This is a genomic window from Alteromonas profundi, assembly GCF_010500865.1.
GTDB lineage: Bacteria > Pseudomonadota > Gammaproteobacteria > Enterobacterales > Alteromonadaceae > Alteromonas > Alteromonas profundi.
This window is the reverse complement of the sequence record NZ_JAAAWN010000006.1, coordinates 119415-136021: the sequence shown is the minus strand read 5'-3', so window position 1 is coordinate 136021 and position 16607 is coordinate 119415. Positions and strand designations below refer to the sequence as shown.

The 16607-nt window shown below is 44.1% G+C and carries 20 protein-coding genes; 17 read left to right on the top strand and 3 right to left on the bottom strand.

Annotation, left to right across the window (positions count from 1 at the left end):
* Positions 1-5 precede the first annotated feature (5 nt).
* From rsmG to GTH32_RS06540, 14 genes are all read left to right on the top strand, one after another.
* Entirely contained in the window at positions 6-641 is a 636-nt protein-coding gene (gene rsmG / locus GTH32_RS06605; RefSeq protein WP_163084451.1) for a 16S rRNA (guanine(527)-N(7))-methyltransferase RsmG, read from the top strand.
* Between the two features lie 11 nt (positions 642-652).
* Positions 653-1447, top strand: a complete 795-nt coding sequence (locus GTH32_RS06600; RefSeq protein ID WP_163084450.1) for an AAA family ATPase — start codon at positions 653-655, stop codon at positions 1445-1447.
* Positions 1448-1491: 44 nt separating this feature from the next.
* Positions 1492-2370: a ParB/RepB/Spo0J family partition protein gene (locus GTH32_RS06595; RefSeq protein WP_163084449.1), complete on the top strand. Its 879-nt coding sequence runs from the start codon at positions 1492-1494 to the stop codon at positions 2368-2370.
* Positions 2371-2576: 206 nt separating this feature from the next.
* On the top strand, positions 2577-2960 hold the full coding sequence (locus tag GTH32_RS06590) for an ATP synthase subunit I (protein ID WP_163084448.1): 384 nt from the start codon (positions 2577-2579) through the stop codon (positions 2958-2960).
* An 87-nt stretch (positions 2961-3047) separates the two neighbouring features.
* Positions 3048-3881 (top strand): F0F1 ATP synthase subunit A, encoded by an 834-nt coding sequence (gene atpB / locus GTH32_RS06585; RefSeq protein ID WP_163084447.1) that lies wholly within the window; start codon positions 3048-3050, stop codon positions 3879-3881.
* A 104-nt stretch (positions 3882-3985) separates the two neighbouring features.
* Positions 3986-4207, top strand: coding sequence for a F0F1 ATP synthase subunit C (gene atpE / locus GTH32_RS06580; protein ID WP_012520222.1), 222 nt, complete (start codon positions 3986-3988; stop codon positions 4205-4207).
* 45 nt (positions 4208-4252) lie between these two features.
* Entirely contained in the window at positions 4253-4723 is a 471-nt protein-coding gene (gene atpF / locus GTH32_RS06575) for a F0F1 ATP synthase subunit B (RefSeq protein WP_163084446.1), read from the top strand.
* Between the two features lie 14 nt (positions 4724-4737).
* On the top strand, positions 4738-5271 hold the full coding sequence (gene atpH / locus GTH32_RS06570; RefSeq protein WP_163084445.1) for a F0F1 ATP synthase subunit delta: 534 nt from the start codon (positions 4738-4740) through the stop codon (positions 5269-5271).
* 13 nt (positions 5272-5284) lie between these two features.
* Positions 5285-6826: a F0F1 ATP synthase subunit alpha gene (atpA, locus tag GTH32_RS06565; RefSeq protein WP_163084444.1), complete on the top strand. Its 1542-nt coding sequence runs from the start codon at positions 5285-5287 to the stop codon at positions 6824-6826.
* 63 nt (positions 6827-6889) lie between these two features.
* Entirely contained in the window at positions 6890-7750 is an 861-nt protein-coding gene (gene atpG, locus GTH32_RS06560; protein ID WP_163084443.1) for a F0F1 ATP synthase subunit gamma, read from the top strand.
* 33 nt (positions 7751-7783) lie between these two features.
* Positions 7784-9169 carry a F0F1 ATP synthase subunit beta gene (gene atpD, locus GTH32_RS06555; protein WP_163084442.1) on the top strand — a complete coding sequence of 462 codons (1386 nt, stop codon included), beginning with the start codon at positions 7784-7786 and terminating at the stop codon, positions 9167-9169.
* Positions 9170-9230: 61 nt separating this feature from the next.
* Entirely contained in the window at positions 9231-9644 is a 414-nt protein-coding gene (locus GTH32_RS06550; protein ID WP_163084441.1) for a F0F1 ATP synthase subunit epsilon, read from the top strand.
* Positions 9645-9857: 213 nt separating this feature from the next.
* Positions 9858-10841 (top strand): hypothetical protein, encoded by a 984-nt coding sequence (locus tag GTH32_RS06545; RefSeq protein ID WP_163084440.1) that lies wholly within the window; start codon positions 9858-9860, stop codon positions 10839-10841.
* A gap of 112 nt (positions 10842-10953) precedes the next feature.
* Positions 10954-11553: a glutathione S-transferase family protein gene (locus GTH32_RS06540; protein ID WP_163084439.1), complete on the top strand. Its 600-nt coding sequence runs from the start codon at positions 10954-10956 to the stop codon at positions 11551-11553.
* 9 nt (positions 11554-11562) lie between these two features.
* Here the strand turns inward: GTH32_RS06540 and GTH32_RS06535 are convergent, their stop codons facing one another.
* Positions 11563-12150 (bottom strand): tRNA-uridine aminocarboxypropyltransferase, encoded by a 588-nt coding sequence (locus GTH32_RS06535; RefSeq protein ID WP_163084438.1) that lies wholly within the window; start codon positions 12148-12150, stop codon positions 11563-11565.
* Positions 12151-12265: 115 nt separating this feature from the next.
* Between GTH32_RS06535 and GTH32_RS06530 the strand changes: the two genes are divergently transcribed.
* The 3 genes from GTH32_RS06530 to GTH32_RS06520 all read left to right on the top strand — a co-directional run bounded on the left by GTH32_RS06530 (position 12266) and on the right by GTH32_RS06520 (position 14971).
* Positions 12266-12604: an MGMT family protein gene (locus tag GTH32_RS06530; protein WP_163084437.1), complete on the top strand. Its 339-nt coding sequence runs from the start codon at positions 12266-12268 to the stop codon at positions 12602-12604.
* Between the two features lie 65 nt (positions 12605-12669).
* Positions 12670-13860 (top strand): HD domain-containing phosphohydrolase, encoded by a 1191-nt coding sequence (locus GTH32_RS06525; protein WP_163084499.1) that lies wholly within the window; start codon positions 12670-12672, stop codon positions 13858-13860.
* Between the two features lie 469 nt (positions 13861-14329).
* Positions 14330-14971, top strand: a complete 642-nt coding sequence (locus GTH32_RS06520; RefSeq protein ID WP_163084436.1) for a YiaD family glycine zipper/OmpA-like lipoprotein — start codon at positions 14330-14332, stop codon at positions 14969-14971.
* Positions 14972-15012: 41 nt separating this feature from the next.
* Here the strand turns inward: GTH32_RS06520 and GTH32_RS06515 are convergent, their stop codons facing one another.
* Entirely contained in the window at positions 15013-15486 is a 474-nt protein-coding gene (locus tag GTH32_RS06515) for a nuclear transport factor 2 family protein (protein WP_163084435.1), read from the bottom strand.
* A 95-nt stretch (positions 15487-15581) separates the two neighbouring features.
* Positions 15582-16583, bottom strand: coding sequence for a substrate-binding domain-containing protein (locus GTH32_RS06510; RefSeq protein WP_163084434.1), 1002 nt, complete (start codon positions 16581-16583; stop codon positions 15582-15584).
* Between the last annotated feature and the right edge of the window lie 24 nt (positions 16584-16607).

Genomic DNA, 16607 nt, shown 5'->3' with positions numbered 1-16607 from the left:
CCTAAATGAGCTTACAGCAAGAACTGCATGATATATTGGCCTCAGGTATCGAGGCCCTTTGCGTTGATCTTAGTACACATCAAAAAAACCAACTGGTTGAATATGTGTTACTAATGGATAAATGGAATAAAGCCTATAACCTTACGTCGGTAAGATGTCCAAAACAAATGATGGTGAAGCATATTCTCGATTCACTAGCCATCATGCCTTATTTACCCCAGCATAATATTATCGACGTAGGTACTGGCCCTGGTTTACCGGGGATGCCACTTGCCATTGCGTTTCCAGACAAACAATTTACCCTACTCGATAGTTTAGGGAAGCGCGTTCGGTTTATGACTCAGTGCGTTCACACGTTAAAATTAGAAAACGTGACTCCGCTACAGAGCAGAGTAGAGGCGCACACACCTGAAAAAGCGTATGAGATTGTGCTAAGTCGCGCTTTCGCTTCGCTAAAAGATATGTTGCACTGGTGCCAGCATCTGGTAGATTCAGAAGGGCAATTTTTGGCGCTTAAGGGTCAGTTCCCACAAGACGAAATAGAAGAAGTGAGTGATTACTACCAAGTAATCAAAACGGAAAACCTCACTGTGCCAAATTTGGTGGGCGAACGACATCTGGTTTGGATTAAAAAAGCATAACAGGATTCATTGTGGCAAAGGTAATCGCGATAGCGAATCAAAAAGGCGGTGTGGGCAAAACCACCACTGCTGTAAATGTAGCTGCCTCGATGGCGGCAACAAAACGTAAAGTACTGCTTATCGATCTTGATCCGCAAGGAAATGCAACCATGGGAAGTGGCGTGGATAAATACGAGGTTGATGCCACTGCCTTTGAACTTCTGATCGAAGAAAAGCCTATAGACGACGTTATTGTTAAAAATACCTCGGGAAAATACGATTTAATTGCGGCTAACGGTGATGTAACCGCAGCAGAAATTAAGTTGATGGAAATGTTTGCCCGGGAGGTACGTTTACGCAACGCACTTAAGCCTGTAATAGATTATTATGACTTTGTATTTATCGACTGTCCGCCTTCACTGAACCAGCTAACGGTTAATGCACTTGCCGCGGCTGATTCTGTAATGGTGCCGATGCAATGTGAGTATTATGCGCTTGAGGGCTTAACCGCCCTAATGGACACCATCGGAAAATTAGCCTCTGTGGTGAATCCTGAATTGAAGATTGAAGGCGTATTGCGTACTATGTACGACCCGCGTAATAGGCTTGCCAACGACGTGTCAGAACAATTAAAACGGCACTTTGGTGAACAAGTATACAGAACGGTTATTCCCCGCAACGTGCGCTTAGCCGAAGCACCTAGTTTCGGTACACCCGCCATGTATTACGACAAATCGTCAACGGGCGCCAAAGCTTATTTAGCTTTAGCGGGTGAAATTCTGCGCCGTCGCGATAAGTTAGCGCCAGCACAGGCAAAAGTAGGTTAAACGAGAATAAGCTGAATGCATCAGCACATGCCATTGAGGGTATTATGTCAGCACGAAAAAGAGGGCTAGGTCGCGGATTGGATGCTTTACTAGCAACCAGCCAGTCGTCATCGCAAAAAGATAGGGAGTCAGCCTCGGTTGACGCCACTCAAAGCGAACTTAGTAAATTGCCTATTGAATATTTAGTGCCTGGAAAATATCAACCACGTAAAGATATGTCGCCAGAAGCGTTAGAAGAGCTGGCGTCATCTATTCGTGCCCAAGGCGTAATTCAGCCTATTGTTGTGCGTAAAGTTGATGAAAATCGCTTTGAAATTATTGCCGGTGAGCGCCGTTGGCGCGCGTCTCAACTTGCGCAACTCGATGAAGTGCCCTGTTTAGTTAAAGATGTGCCCGATGAAGCAGCTGTGGCCATCGCGCTCATTGAGAATATTCAGCGTGAAGACTTAAATGCAATGGAAGAGGCGCAAGCCTTAGACCGCCTTATGCATGAATTTGCGCTAACCCACCAAGAAGTTGCCGAAGCTGTGGGTAAATCACGTACCACAGTGACTAATTTACTCCGTCTTAATAACCTTAACGACGATGTTAAATTGCTAGTTGAACATGGCGATATTGAAATGGGTCACGCCCGCGCATTACTTGCACTTGAAGGTGACGACCAATCACAAGCCGCACAGGTGGTTTCAGGTAAAGGCTTAACAGTAAGAGACACGGAAAAGTTAGTTAAAAAGCTGTTAGAGCCGGCGAAACCGAAAAAAGATAAGCCTATCGACCCAGACGTGCAAAATCTTATGACACGACTGTCAGAAAATTTAGGCGCGCCAGTATCCATTGATCACAATGCAAAAGGCAAAGGAAAGCTGGTAATTAGCTTTAGTGATCTTCAGCAATTAGATGGAATTTTATCTAAAATTCAATAGGTTATATTTTACTTAGTAGGTGTTATGCTTACCCTATTTGCTACTACCTCGGTGCTGCGACGTCCAAAGCGGACAGTCTCCTTTCCGGTTATAGGAATAGAAAATTTTCAGAATAACTTTCAAAAAGCGATGTACTGTTGAAAATTATCGTTAAAACAGTATACTTCTGACGCTTTTTGTTAGTCGTGAACAAGTAGCGAGACAGCGTGAAGAATAAGTTGGCTGGACAGGGAATTAACCTTGCGAAGAAAGGTCTCCTTTTTCAGATTATTACAGCCTTGGTTATTTTAGTTATCGCAGCGGTTGCAGGTGGGAGTCATTCTGCAATGTCAGCAGCAGCTGGGGCACTAGTTAGCATTATTCCTACGTTAGTGTTTTCCGCCTTTGCATTTCGTTATGCAGGGGCCAGTAAAAACGCACTTGTCGCAAGAAGCTTTAGCCAGGGGTCGAAATTGAAACTGGCGCTGACAATCATTTTATTTGTAGTGACATTCGCAGGCTTAGGTGCCGCGCCACTTGAAGTTTTTGTGGCTTTTGTCATTACAACAGCCAGTCATGCACTGGCCATGTTCCAATATGGCGCAAAATAACAACGAAAACGAATATGAATGTGTCTTGCAGTGAATATGAACTGGAACCAGTCACCAATTTTTACACTTTACAACTTAGGTTAAACAATGGCATCTGAATACACTACCTCAGAATATATCAAGCACCACTTGACCAATGCCACCATGTGCTCAACCGACAACGGGATCGCGTTTAACAAAGCGTGTGCCGATGCTGGTTTTTGGACATGGCACGTGGATACATTGGCGTTTTCCATCGGACTTGGCGTGTTATTTTTAGCGCTGTTCAAAAGCGTAGCTTCAAAAGCAACCACAGGCGTACCTGGTAAAATGCAGGCGTTTGTAGAGTTAGTTGTCGACTTTGTTGATGACAACGTTAAGAGCACCTTTCATGGCCGTAATGCCCTAATTGCACCGTTAGCCCTAACCATATTTGTTTGGGTTTTACTTATGAACCTGATGGACTTAGTACCAGTAGATTTAATTCCATGGATTGCTGGTCTTGTCGGTTCTAATGTTTTTGGTATGGACCCCCACGATGTTTACATCAAAGCGGTACCTACTACCGACATTAACCTAACGTTTGCGCTGGCAGCGGGTGTTTTTGTACTCATTATTTACTATTCAATTAAAATGAAGGGTATTACTGGCTTTGCAAAAGAACTGACTATGCAGCCTTTCGGTCATCCGCTTTTCATTCCAGTGAACTTTATTCTGGAAACCGTCACCTTGCTGGCTCGCCCATTATCATTGGCGCTACGTTTGTTCGGTAACCTATACGCCAGTGAGCTAATCTTTATTCTGATTGCTACCATTGGGTACTTCCAGCTACCACTGCACTTTATGTGGGCTGTATTCCATATTTTGGTACTTCCGCTACAGGCGTTTATCTTCATGATGTTAACCATCGTGTACTTAAGCTTAGCGTGTGAAGACCATTAATAAGCATTAACCCGTGTCGGTATAACCTGGAATTATCGGCACGGTTGATAACCGAGTTCTACTTTTAACATTAACTTTAAATTTAACTTAAATCGGAGACGTACATGTTATACATCGCTGTTGCACTACTGATCGGTCTTGGTGCCCTAGGTACCGCTATTGGTTTCGGTCTACTAGGTGGCAAATTCCTAGAATCTGCTGCTCGTCAACCTGAACTAGCACCTCAACTACAAGTTAAGATGTTTATCGTAGCGGGTCTTATCGACGCCATCGCGATGATCGGTGTTGGTATCGCTCTATACCTATTGTTCGCTGTTGGTGCCTAATTTTACTAAACACTTTTTTAGCGAACTTTAAGAGGAGGGGCGATTGTGAATTTTAACGCCACTTTTATCGGTCAATTAATCGCCTTCGCTGTATTCGTGGTGTTCTGCATGAAATATGTGTGGCCACCGCTGATGGCAGCGATTGAAGAGCGTCAAAAGAAAATAGCTGATGGGCTAGAAGCTTCTGAACGCGCAGAGAAAGACCTAGAACTTGCTCAAGCGAAAGCCACTGAGCAATTGAAAGATGCGAAAGCGCAAGCAGCCGAAATTATCGAGCAAGCCAAGAAGCGCGCCAACCAGTTGGTTGACGAAGAAACGCAGAAAGGCCATGCAGAACGCGAGAAGATTATTGCTTCTGGCTATACCGAGATTGAAGCTGAACGCAATCGTGCCAAAGAAGATTTGCGCAAGCAAGTTGCTGCACTAGCAGTAGCTGGCGCAGAGCAAATCTTACAACGTGAAATTGATGCTAACGCACAAAACGACATTGTTGAAAAACTTGTCGCTGAGCTTTAAGAGGGAGATGAGCCATGTCTGAATTGACAACCGTAGCTCGCCCTTACGCTAAAGCAGCTTTCGATTTCGCCGTCGAGAAACAAGCCGTTGCGAAATGGCAAGAAATGCTGACCTTTGCTGGTGCAGTAGCGGAAAACGAAGAAATGCACCAGTTGTTAACTGGTGCTGTTGCCGCAGACACATTGGCAGACATTTTTACTAATGTATGTGGTGAGCAACTCGATGATCATGGTCAAAACCTAGTTAAGGTATTGGCTGAAAATAAACGTTTAGCCGTGTTACCTGAAATTTCTACTATGTTCGATGCGTTTAAAGCAGAGTACGACAAAGAAGTAGAAGTAGACGTAACTTCAGCCACTGCGCTGAATGATGCACAACAAGCCGAATTGGCTGCATCGTTGGAAAAACGTTTGGCACGTAAAGTGAAGCTTAATTGTAACGTGGACCCTGCCCTGATTGCTGGATTGGTTGTAAAAACCGGCGATACAGTTATTGATGGTTCCGTAAAATCGAAATTGAACCGTCTCGCAGACGCGTTGCAAGCATAACGGGGATATGAGCATGCAACTTAATTCCACTGAAATTGCTGAACTGATCAAGAAAAGAATTGAACAGTTCAATGTAAGCAGTGAAGCACGCAATGAAGGTACTATCGTCGCAGTTACTGACGGTATTATCCGCATTCATGGCCTTGCCGATGTAATGCAAGGTGAAATGATCGAGCTTCCTGGAAGTCGTTACGCAATTGCACTAAACCTTGAGCGCGACTCAGTAGGTGCTGTTGTAATGGGTCCGTACGCGGATCTTAAAGAAGGCGATAAAGTACAATCTACTGGCCGTATTCTTGAAGTACCAGTAGGTAATGCGCTTCTAGGTCGTGTTGTAAATACACTAGGTGAACCTATTGATGGAAAAGGTGCGGTTGACGCAGCGGGCTTTGAGCCAGTTGAAAAAATTGCTCCTGGCGTAATTGAACGTCAATCAGTAGACCAGCCAATTCAAACTGGTTATAAGTCAGTTGATGCCATGATCCCAGTAGGTCGTGGTCAGCGTGAACTTATCATCGGTGACCGTCAGTGTGGTAAAACTGCTATGGCAGTTGACGCTATCATCAACCAAAAAGGTACAGGCGTTAAGTGTGTGTACGTAGCGGTTGGTCAGAAAGCTTCAACTATTGCCAACGTAGTACGTAAGCTAGAAGAACATGGTGCGCTAGCGCATACCATTATCGTAGCTGCGTCTGCGTCTGAGTCTGCAGCGCTTCAATACCTAGCGCCTTACTCTGGTTGTACCATGGGTGAATACTTCCGTGACCGCGGTGAAGATGCGTTAATAGTTTATGATGATTTGTCTAAGCAAGCTGTTGCTTATCGTCAAATTTCATTGCTACTTAAGCGTCCACCAGGCCGTGAAGCATACCCAGGTGACGTTTTCTATCTTCACTCACGTCTACTTGAACGTGCAGCACGTGTAAACGAGCAGTACGTTGAAAAGTTCACCAACGGTGAAGTGAAAGGGAAAACGGGCTCATTGACTGCGCTTCCAATTATCGAAACGCAAGCCGGTGACGTATCAGCCTTCGTACCTACTAACGTAATCTCAATTACTGACGGTCAGATCTTCCTAGAAACTGACTTGTTCAACGCAGGTATCCGTCCAGCCGTTAACGCGGGTGTATCGGTATCTCGTGTAGGTGGTGCAGCACAAACGAAAATCATCAAGAAGCTAGGTGGCGGTATTCGTCTTGCACTAGCACAGTATCGTGAACTTGCGGCATTCTCGCAGTTTGCTTCTGACCTTGATGAAGCCACTCGTGAGCAACTAGAACACGGTGAGCGCGTTACAGAGCTGATGAAGCAGAAGCAATACGCACCACTTTCAATTGCTGATATGGGTGTATCCCTGTTCGCGGTAGAAAAAGGTTTCCTTAAGGATGTTGAGCTTAACAAAATCCTAGATTTTGAAGCTGCACTTCATTCTTATATGAACAGCGAACATGCTGACCTGATGAAGACTATCAACGAAACAGGTAACTACAACGACGAGATTGCCTCTCAGTTGACTGACGCTCTAAATAACTTTAAAGCGACACAAACTTGGTAATCAATGCAGCCGGTGATGTGTTTCACACCACCGGCAACACGTTGAGTAATCGGAGATATAGTCATGGCCAGCGGTAAAGAAATAAAAGGTAAGATTGGGAGTATTAAAAATACTCAAAAAATTACCAGTGCGATGGAAATGGTTGCCGCGTCTAAGATGAAAAAGGCGCAGGAACGCATGGCTTCTGGTCGTCCATACGCACAAAATATGCTTAAAGTGATTGGTCACATTGCAAACGGTAATCTTGAATATCGCCATCCTTATTTGGAAGAGCGTGAAATCAAGCGTGTCGGTTACATAGTGATATCTACTGACCGAGGTTTATGTGGTGGCTTAAACTCTAATGAATTTAAGCTAGTCACTCAGGACGTCAAAAAATGGCGTGAACAAGATGTAGAGGTTGATTTCGCTGCATTAGGTTCAAAGGCGTGCTCATTCTTTAACCGCTTTGGGGGCACTTTGCTTGCCGCTGAATCTGGGTTGGGTGATAAGCCGTCTGTGAGTGATGTTGTTGGTGTAGTACGTGTAATGCTAAAAGCGTACGACGAAGGTAAATTAGACCGAGTATTCTTGGTATTTAATGACTTCGTTAACACCATGACACAAAGCCCAGTGATCAATCAGTTATTGCCTTTGCCAAAGTCTGAAGACGAAGAATACCAACATCGTTGGGACTACATTTACGAGCCAGACCCAAAAGAAATTTTGGAGTCATTAATGGTACGTTACATTGAGTCTCAGGTGTATCAGGGTGTTGTAGAAAACGCGGCGTCAGAACAAGCTGCGCGAATGGTTGCCATGAAGGCAGCAACCGACAATGCCGGCAACCTTATTGATGAGTTGCAACTGGTATATAACAAAGCGCGTCAAGCTGCAATCACACAAGAAATTAGTGAGATTGTTAGCGGTGCCGCAGCGGTGTAGGCAAAGGTTTAAAAAAGATAACGAGGACTAATTATGAGTCAAGGTAAGGTCGTCCAAATCATTGGCGCCGTTGTGGACATTGAATTTCCACAAGAAGCGGTACCAAGAGTTTATGACGCACTACGAGTTACCGAAGGTGACTTGTCAGGGCTAACCCTGGAAGTGCAACAGCAATTAGGTGGCGGTGTTGTTCGTACCATCGCACTAGGTTCTACTGATGGTCTGCGTCGCGGACTAGACGTAGAAAACACCGGTAACCCTATTATGGTTCCAGTAGGTACAGCTACACTAGGCCGTATCATGGACGTATTGGGTAACCCAATCGACGAAGCTGGCCCAATTGGTGAAGAAGACCGTATGTCTATTCACCGCGCAGCGCCAAGCTACGAAGATCAGTCTAGCTCGGTTGAACTACTAGAAACTGGTATCAAAGTAATCGATTTAGTTTGCCCATTCGCTAAGGGTGGTAAAGTAGGTCTATTCGGTGGTGCTGGTGTTGGTAAAACGGTAAACATGATGGAGCTTATCCGTAACATCGCTATCGAACACAGTGGTTTCTCTGTATTCGCCGGTGTGGGTGAGCGTACTCGTGAAGGTAACGATTTCTACCACGAAATGAACGACTCTAACGTACTTGATAAAGTATCGTTGGTTTACGGTCAGATGAACGAGCCACCGGGTAACCGTCTACGTGTTGCACTTACCGGTCTAACTATGGCTGAGAAGTTCCGTGACGAAGGTCGTGACGTTCTTTTCTTCGTAGATAACATCTACCGTTATACCCTAGCGGGTACTGAAGTATCTGCACTTCTTGGTCGTATGCCATCTGCGGTAGGTTATCAGCCTACGCTTGCAGAAGAAATGGGTGTACTTCAGGAACGTATTACATCAACGAAGACGGGCTCAATCACGTCAATCCAAGCGGTATACGTACCAGCGGATGACTTGACGGATCCATCTCCGGCAACAACCTTTGCTCACTTAGATGCAACCGTTGTTCTTTCACGTGATATCGCCTCTCTTGGTATCTACCCTGCGGTAGACCCACTAGATTCAACTTCACGTCAGCTTGACCCGCTAGTTATCGGTCAAGAGCACTATGATGTAGCACGTGGCGTGCAAACTGTACTTCAGCGCTATAAAGAGTTGAAAGACATTATCGCTATTCTAGGTATGGATGAATTGTCTGAAGAAGACAAGCAGGTGGTATCACGTGCTCGTAAGATTCAGCGTTTCCTATCTCAGCCTTTCTTCGTAGCAGAAGTATTCACTGGCTCTCCAGGTAAATATGTATCGCTTAAAGACACTATCAGTGGCTTTAAAGGTATCCTGAACGGTGAGTATGACGATCTGCCAGAGCAAGCCTTCTATATGGTTGGCTCGATTGAAGAAGCGCAAGAGAAAGCCAATAAAGCATAATTGAGAGGTCAGTTTCGGCTGACCCCTTAGTAGTGCTAACGTACCTATTCTGGAGGTTCACATGGCAATGACAGTACATTTGGACGTAGTAAGTGCAGAGAAACAAATTTTCTCTGGCTTAGTAGAAACGATTCAAGTGACAGGTAGCGAAGGTGAGCTGGGTATACACCCTGGTCACGCGCCACTTATCTCTGCTATTAAACCTGGTATGGTGCGTTTGGTTAAACAGTTCGGTGAAGAAGAACTTATCTATGTTGCTGGTGGTGTACTAGAAGTACAACCTGGCAACGTCACCGTGCTAGCTGATTCTGCAGTTCGAGCTGACGATCTTGACGAGCAGGCGGCACAAGAAGCCAAACGACGTGCACAAGAGCACATCGCCAACCCAGGCGCAGACTTTAATTATGCCGAAGCCGCTCATGAGCTGGCTGAAGCAATTGCGCAACTTCGTCTTATTCAGAAGTTACGTAAATAAGCGAGCAGCAATAAATAAAAACCCGCATCACGCGGGTTTTTTTATGTCTATTAATAAGATAAATTGTTAGACAAGATTAGTTACAACTAATCTTTACAAAACGATAGTTTACGATTGGCTTATTGGGAGTGGCGAATTAGACTACTAACAGCATCATCACCCCACACAGTATTCAAAAGTACGTTGAACGTGTGATAATAATTAAAATAAATCATGAAGCTTAATCCCTATAAAGAACCGCAACACCACTCAAGTATTGGTATATACCCTTTACTTGTCACACTATTGTTGTTGTGTTTGCACTTCTATACAGGTGCATTACATTGGCCTGCCCAAGGCGATGTAGATGCCCAACGTAACTTTAACTCTGCTATAGCAATGTCATCTATTACCGGTTACTTGTGGTTTTCTTTACGGGTATTACACCAAAATGTAGCAAGTAGTCTTATTTCGCTATTAGTTAAAACGAACCAGCTTGGCCAGTTTTCCTCTCATCGAGAACGCTTAGCCGTCGAGTTTAAACATCACATTTTTAATGCTGCTTTTTTAGCTTTATTGGTTACGTTTGTGTATTGCGCATTTGAAAATTTGCTATCTATTACCCAAGAGGTGCAGGTGGTAATACTTACTGCTGCCGCAGTACCCTTTTGGTTTTTCTGTTTCCTTTTTTTGTTTCAGGTAACCTCAAATACTCGCTACATTATTAAGCAAGTGTTACCCGACGCCCAAAACGAAATTGATCATTTAGACGCCTTGGTATCACTGATTAAACTTGGGCTCACTAATGCTATTTTCTCAATGGGGGCTATCGCGCTTCTGCCTATATTCTGGTTTAAAAAAGACATTCCCACCATTGATGTGTTTATTCTATCGCTGTTTACGTTTAGCTTAGCCTTGTACCTGTTTTGGCCAGTGTTCAAATTAATACAGCAATTTAAACAACACAAAGTGCGTGTGTTAGATAGTTTAAACAGTAAAATTGCTACCGCGATTGCCGGTTATAATAACCAAACTGAGGTGCAAGTTGCCTATGACCTTGAGCAGCTTGAAAACCAAAGAGAAGCGGTAGAAGGTGTATCGACCCGAATTATCAATATTAGCGATCAAACCCGTTTAGCTGCCTGCTTAAGCAGCATTCCACTATCCTGGACATTGGTGAAACTGCTGGAATGGGTGGTTGCATCCCCCTCATATTAATTGCTTAGCGCCGCTTAAAGCGGATAGCAGGCCATTTAGGTTACATCTAGGGCTAGGTAAGCTATTGTAAATATAAAACGGCGTACACTAACGAATGGGAATGCTGGGTAAGATGAAAATTTACGGCGATAGACGTTCTGGAAACTGCTATAAATTGCAGTTACTTCTTGCTCTTTTAAACAAGCAATGTGAGTGGGAAGATATTGATATTCTAAAAGGGGAAAGCCGAACCGATGGGTTTTTACAGCTATCGCCGAACGGCAAGATCCCTATTCTAGAGTTAGACGATGGCCGCGTTATCTCAGAATCTAATGCTATTATGCATTTTTTAGCTGTTGGTTCTAATCTTATGCCCACCACTGAGTTTGACATGGCGGTCTTACTTCAATGGCAATTTTTCGAGCAGTACAGTCATGAGCCCTATATTGCAGTAGCAAGGTACATCAATTTGTATCTAGGAATGCCAGATACTCATCGTACTGAATATGTTGCAAAACAAGCAGGTGGCTATCGCGCTTTAGCGGTAATGGAAGCCCGCTTAGCCAATTCGCCTTTTCTTGTCAGTAACTATCTAACGTTGGCAGATATTTCTTTGTTTGCCTATACCCACGTAGCGCATGAGGGTGGTTTCGACTTATCGGCTTACCCTGCAATAAGAAATTGGATAAAGCTGGTAGAGGCGCAGCCTAGGTTTATTCCCATGCAGGCATAATATCTACATTTACTTAACTGTCTTTCGTTGATGGTGCGATGGTCCTAACCAATTATCCTGCATGGCCGCTTGTAGACGGATAAAGGGGCCGGTGTCGATACCATATAAGCAATGCATCGCATATGCTGACGCCTCTAGAGTGGACAGCCCCTGTTCAATATCTGTATGTCGAATGCGATAGCGGGTGCTAGGGGCATGTAAGAAGTGATATGCAGGTATCGACTGTAGCCAAGTATGTTGTTTTACAATCCCATAAGCCTGCTTCCAACTTCCATCAATAACAAAAAGCTGTTGTAGCCTAGCACGGGTTTGTTTCTCTACTGCCTCCAACGCTTCGCTGCCATCATTTGGATAGAGTAAAATGCTTGCATAGGGCTGTAAGCATGCTTTTAATTGCGCCATTTGCTCTGTATCTGCTGCATTTACAATGCGCGCTTGCGCCGTAGATAGGCCAATAAGGCGTGCGGTATTCTTAGCGTGGGCGGCTTCTTTTGGGTGTTGGATAATGACCACCTCAATAGGAAGGGTTACCTTGGTAACATGTTTACACACGCAGGTTTTCTGAGGATAGCTACATCGGTTACAATATTGTCGCATGACATTCTCGTATAAATATTCCGAAGGTATTTTCTCGTTATATTAACCCCAGTAAAAGTAATTTTGCAGTAATCGAACTTGAGTAGATAACTGCCCCCTTAAAGGAGTGTGTACTTTGGCCGAGGTAACGGTAAAATCGCGTATTCTAAATACCCTTGCGCTCGTTCCAAAAGGTCAGGTTATTAGTTATGGAAAGCTAGCCGATTTAGCAGGGTTGCCCAAACGTGCTCGCATGGTAAGTAAGTACCTAAAGCAAGCCGAAGAGCCTATTAACTGGCACAAAGTAGTTAGAAGCGATGGGAAAATTGCTTTTCCAGCAGGCTCTCTACAGGCGCAAGAGCAATGCCAACGTTTAATGGCTGAAGGCATTGTAATACGCAAAAACAAAGTTAATATGTCTATATACGCTTGGCAGCCTGACATCTATACGCTATTGGCAAAACTTGAGTATTAAATCTACGCTTAACAATGTGTTGGGCATGAGTAGAAAAAACGTTTAGAGATAATATGACCACATCAGTGCTAAAAAAAATAACAATAAATGATTTAAAGCCGGGTATGTATGTACACCAAATTGTCGAGCAAAAAGGTCAATTGTCGGTAAAGAGCCAAGGCAGAGTAACCTCCCAGGCCATTGTGGATACGCTTAAAAAGAAAGGCGTTAAAAGTTTAGTAATTGATACTTCAAAAGCGTTTGCCACTGAGCCTGAAGGTAACCTAGTGGCAGAAAGCAAAAGCGAGCCAAAAGCCGACGAGCCGCGTAAAAAAGTAGCGTTAGAAAATGAGCTAACCCGAGCTACACACTTACATAAGCAAGGTAAAGCTATTCAAAAACTGTTGCTTAATAGTGTGAAGAAAGAGCAGCCTTTTGATACAAGTATTCCTAAAACCTTCTCTCGTGCTTTGGTGTCCTCCATAGATCGTAACCCCGATGCGCTTTTGTGCTTAACTAAAATTCGTGAAAAAGATGACTACTTGCTCGAGCACTCACTGAATGTTGCAATCTTACTGGCTAACTTTGGGCGCTTTTTGGGAATGTCCGAGGCTAAAGTTCACGATCTATCCTACGCAGGCTTTTTACACGATCTAGGTAAAATTCTAATACCCGATGAAATACTGCATAAACCCGGGCGTCTTACCGACGCAGAAATGGAAGTAATGAAGGGGCATGTAACACACGGCGTTGATTATTTAGAGACAACTGATTTAGACAGCAAGTTAATCCGTGTCATTAGTGAGCATCATGAACGTTTAGATGGCTTAGGTTACCCCGCAGGCATAGAGGGCGATGCAATAAGCTATGAAGGGCGAATGCTGGCCATTGTAGATATGTACGATGCCCTAACGGCGGATAGGGTGTATAAAGCGGGTATGTCTAGCCAAAAAGCGTTTTCTATTTTAATGAACGACGCGCCTTCCCGCCTCGACCAGCATTTAGTACAGCAGTTTATCAAATGCATGGGAATTTACCCCGTAGGAAGCTTAGTACTACTGTCCAATGAACGTTTAGCCATGGTGATAGAGCAAACTAATTCCCCGCTATCTCCTATTGTTAAGGTGTTTTACTCAGTAAGAAATAGTCACTTTCTGGAACCTAAAGATTTAAATCTTACGGCAGAAAAGAACGTGAAAGTAGTTAAAGCGGCGATAGCCACCGATTATAAAATAGATGTGAATGCGTTTTTCGAACGCTCAGTTTCTATCGGCTAACATTGCGTCGCTGTCGTTAATTAGCGACGCAAAGAGAGATCTTACTCGCTTCCCTGTAGCATTTTCCTTTCCATATCGTTTTTTCAGTCGTCTGTTTAGCTTAGGTTCATCTTTGTTTATGTATGCTCGCTCTGTAGCCCTTAATGCGGGGCGATAGACGCACAAAGCAGTAAAAGGTTGTTTTGTGGAATACAAATTGCAGATTAAGCGTAATATGCATTGAAAAAACGAGCCAGAAAACTCGTTAGATCAATTCAGCAGTGAATAGCCAGTAGCGTTTTATTACGCACTGCCCTATGAGTTATGAACACATATTAGGCCTATTACGTTTTACCTAATGCGCCAAACGAGAAATATACTTTAGCTATTCTTCGCGCAAAAGCAGATGAATAGATATCGGCTGTTTTTACACGTAGCTTCGATATCGTAGGCACGTGTATTAGCTAAATTGAAAATGGAGTAAGATCTTATGAAAAAGACATTAGCCGTAAGTTTTATTGCCGCATCATTAACAGTTGCGGGCTGTGCTAACGATCCGAATAATACGCAGAAAGGCGCCGCCATTGGTGCAGTTGTAGGGGCGTTATTAGGTAAGGCTACCGGAGATAACGATAAGAGTCGTTACGCATGGGGCGCGGCCGTAGGTGCCATAGCCGGTGGTGCTATTGGTAACTATATGGATAAACAAGAAGAAGAGCTTCGCAGTGAACTTTCCGATACTGGCGTTCAGGTAGTACGCGAAGGGGATAACCTGCGTTTGATTATGCCTGGGGATATTACCTTTGCTACCGATAGCTCTACTATCAGCCCGAACTTTAACCCTGTATTACAAGATGTAGCAAAGGTAGTGAATAACTACGAAAAAACCGTGCTAATGATCAAAGGACACACTGACGATACGGGGTCAGAGCAATATAACCAAGCATTATCGGAACGCAGAGCGAGCGCGGTTAAAAATGTACTGACTAACTATTCGGTAAACCCGACACGAATTACTACTGTAGGTATGGGGGAATATGCACCTAAGGTACCTAACAGTAGCGATGCTAACCGTTCTATGAACCGTCGAGTAGAACTGGAAATTCAACCGTTAACACAGTCGAATACCTAAGCTATATTTAGTCGATGACAGCGCCGCTTTATGCGGCGTTTTTATTGCGGCTTAAAAGCCTTTATTTGCCGAGAGATTTCATCGGCCAAAGCATTAGGGATAGGAATAGCAAGATGATATTGGGCGACTTTCCAATGTCCGTTTTGACGTACTAACACTCCCGTACCGCGCGTTTCCCCAAAACTGTTATTATCCAGTAACTCGTCAAACCAAGCGACCTGTTGAGTAGCGGACAAATAAATGTGGCGGGCGCTTGGGTGGTAAGTCCAGCCTCTTCCCTTATCGAAATGAGGTTTTGCATAGGCTTTAAACTCTTCGATATCCCATACTTCTTTTGCATCGGTACCAATGAAAGTAGCCTCTTTAGCGTATAAGGCGAAGTAAGCATTAAAGTTAGCCGCTGAGGCGTGTGCGTGTAACTGGTTTAATACATCATTGATAGCTGTTTTATCGTCTGGTTTAGCCCAACTTAGTGGTGTTACAAACACCAGTACACCTAGCATCACATACTTCATATATAAACCCTTTCTTATATTATTATTTGCCCCAGCATAACTGCTTTTGGGGGTAAATCTCAAAGACGTTGCTATACACACTTTAGGGTTAAGCGTTAGCTTTCGTAAGCCATGGTTGATTCTCGCACCACCAAGGTAGGTTCGAAAAGGCGCTGCACATTATGCGTGTGGCCATAGAGCGTATTGAGAATATACTGTGCTGACATTTTGGCCATATCAGCTATAGGGTTACTGACTGTGGTGAGCCGGGGATAAACATGGTGGGCAAACACCACGTCATCAAACCCCACAATGGATAAATCATGGGGTAAATCCATGCCAAGATCCCGCGCGCAACTCATTGCGCCAGAGGCCATCCAATCATTTGCACATACAAGAGCAGAAAATGGCGTATCGCGAGACATGAGCTCCAATAACCCTGTTTTCCCGTCTTCTTCTTCGTAATGCCCTTCAAAAGTAAGAAAAGGATTATAGGCTACGCCGGCTTCCTCTAAGGCCCGTTTATGTCCTTTTAAACGCTGACAGGCATCACGAATTTTCATCGGGCCAGAGATATAAGCAATGTCACGATGGCCTAGCTCAAGTAAGTGCGTAGTAGCCAGATAGCCGCCTTTTTCGTTATCAAGCGCAATACAATTATTCTCTAACCCTTTTACTTGCCTGTTCACCAACGATATAGGTAAACGTTTTTCGTTGAGCGCAATAAGGTCTTCATCTTTCATTGCCTCTGCATGCATAATAAGGGCATCGCAGTTTCTACTAATAAGAAACTCCACCGCGTCTTGTTCAGTGGTTAAATTGTTGTGCCCTACCGTAATAATAACGTGTTTATCCGCAGCCCTAAGTGTAGATTCAACCCCCTGCATTAAGTCGCCGAAAAAAGGCGTATTTAATTCAGATACCAATATTCCTACACTATCTGAACGGCTAGTGGCGAGAGAGCGCGCTACCGAGTTTGGACGGTAGTTCAATTCCACCATGGCCTTTTCAACTTTCGCTTTTAACGTAGCATTAACTGTGGTTTTCCCATTTAACACCCGCGATACCGTTGATAATGATACCCCCGCGCGTTCTGCAACTTGATATATGGTAGCCACGAATTACTGCTCCTATAGGTGAAA

Bases quoted from the DNA above. Each gene is read 5' to 3' on its own strand.
- GTH32_RS06545 (WP_163084440.1), top strand. From the start codon at position 9,858: ATGAAGCTTAATCCCTATAAAGAACCGCAACACCACTCAAGTATTGGT.
- atpD (WP_163084442.1), top strand. From the start codon at position 7,784: ATGAGTCAAGGTAAGGTCGTCCAAATCATTGGCGCCGTTGTGGACATT.
- GTH32_RS06540 (WP_163084439.1), top strand. From the start codon at position 10,954: ATGAAAATTTACGGCGATAGACGTTCTGGAAACTGCTATAAATTGCAG.
- atpA (WP_163084444.1), top strand. From the start codon at position 5,285: ATGCAACTTAATTCCACTGAAATTGCTGAACTGATCAAGAAAAGAATT.
- atpH (WP_163084445.1), top strand. From the start codon at position 4,738: ATGTCTGAATTGACAACCGTAGCTCGCCCTTACGCTAAAGCAGCTTTC.
- GTH32_RS06515 (WP_163084435.1), bottom strand. From the start codon at position 15,486: ATGAAGTATGTGATGCTAGGTGTACTGGTGTTTGTAACACCACTAAGT.
- rsmG (WP_163084451.1), top strand. From the start codon at position 6: ATGAGCTTACAGCAAGAACTGCATGATATATTGGCCTCAGGTATCGAG.
- GTH32_RS06550 (WP_163084441.1), top strand. From the start codon at position 9,231: ATGGCAATGACAGTACATTTGGACGTAGTAAGTGCAGAGAAACAAATT.
- GTH32_RS06520 (WP_163084436.1), top strand. From the start codon at position 14,330: ATGAAAAAGACATTAGCCGTAAGTTTTATTGCCGCATCATTAACAGTT.
- atpE (WP_012520222.1), top strand. From the start codon at position 3,986: ATGTTATACATCGCTGTTGCACTACTGATCGGTCTTGGTGCCCTAGGT.
- GTH32_RS06535 (WP_163084438.1), bottom strand. From the start codon at position 12,150: ATGCGACAATATTGTAACCGATGTAGCTATCCTCAGAAAACCTGCGTG.
- GTH32_RS06595 (WP_163084449.1), top strand. From the start codon at position 1,492: ATGTCAGCACGAAAAAGAGGGCTAGGTCGCGGATTGGATGCTTTACTA.
- atpG (WP_163084443.1), top strand. From the start codon at position 6,890: ATGGCCAGCGGTAAAGAAATAAAAGGTAAGATTGGGAGTATTAAAAAT.
- atpB (WP_163084447.1), top strand. From the start codon at position 3,048: ATGGCATCTGAATACACTACCTCAGAATATATCAAGCACCACTTGACC.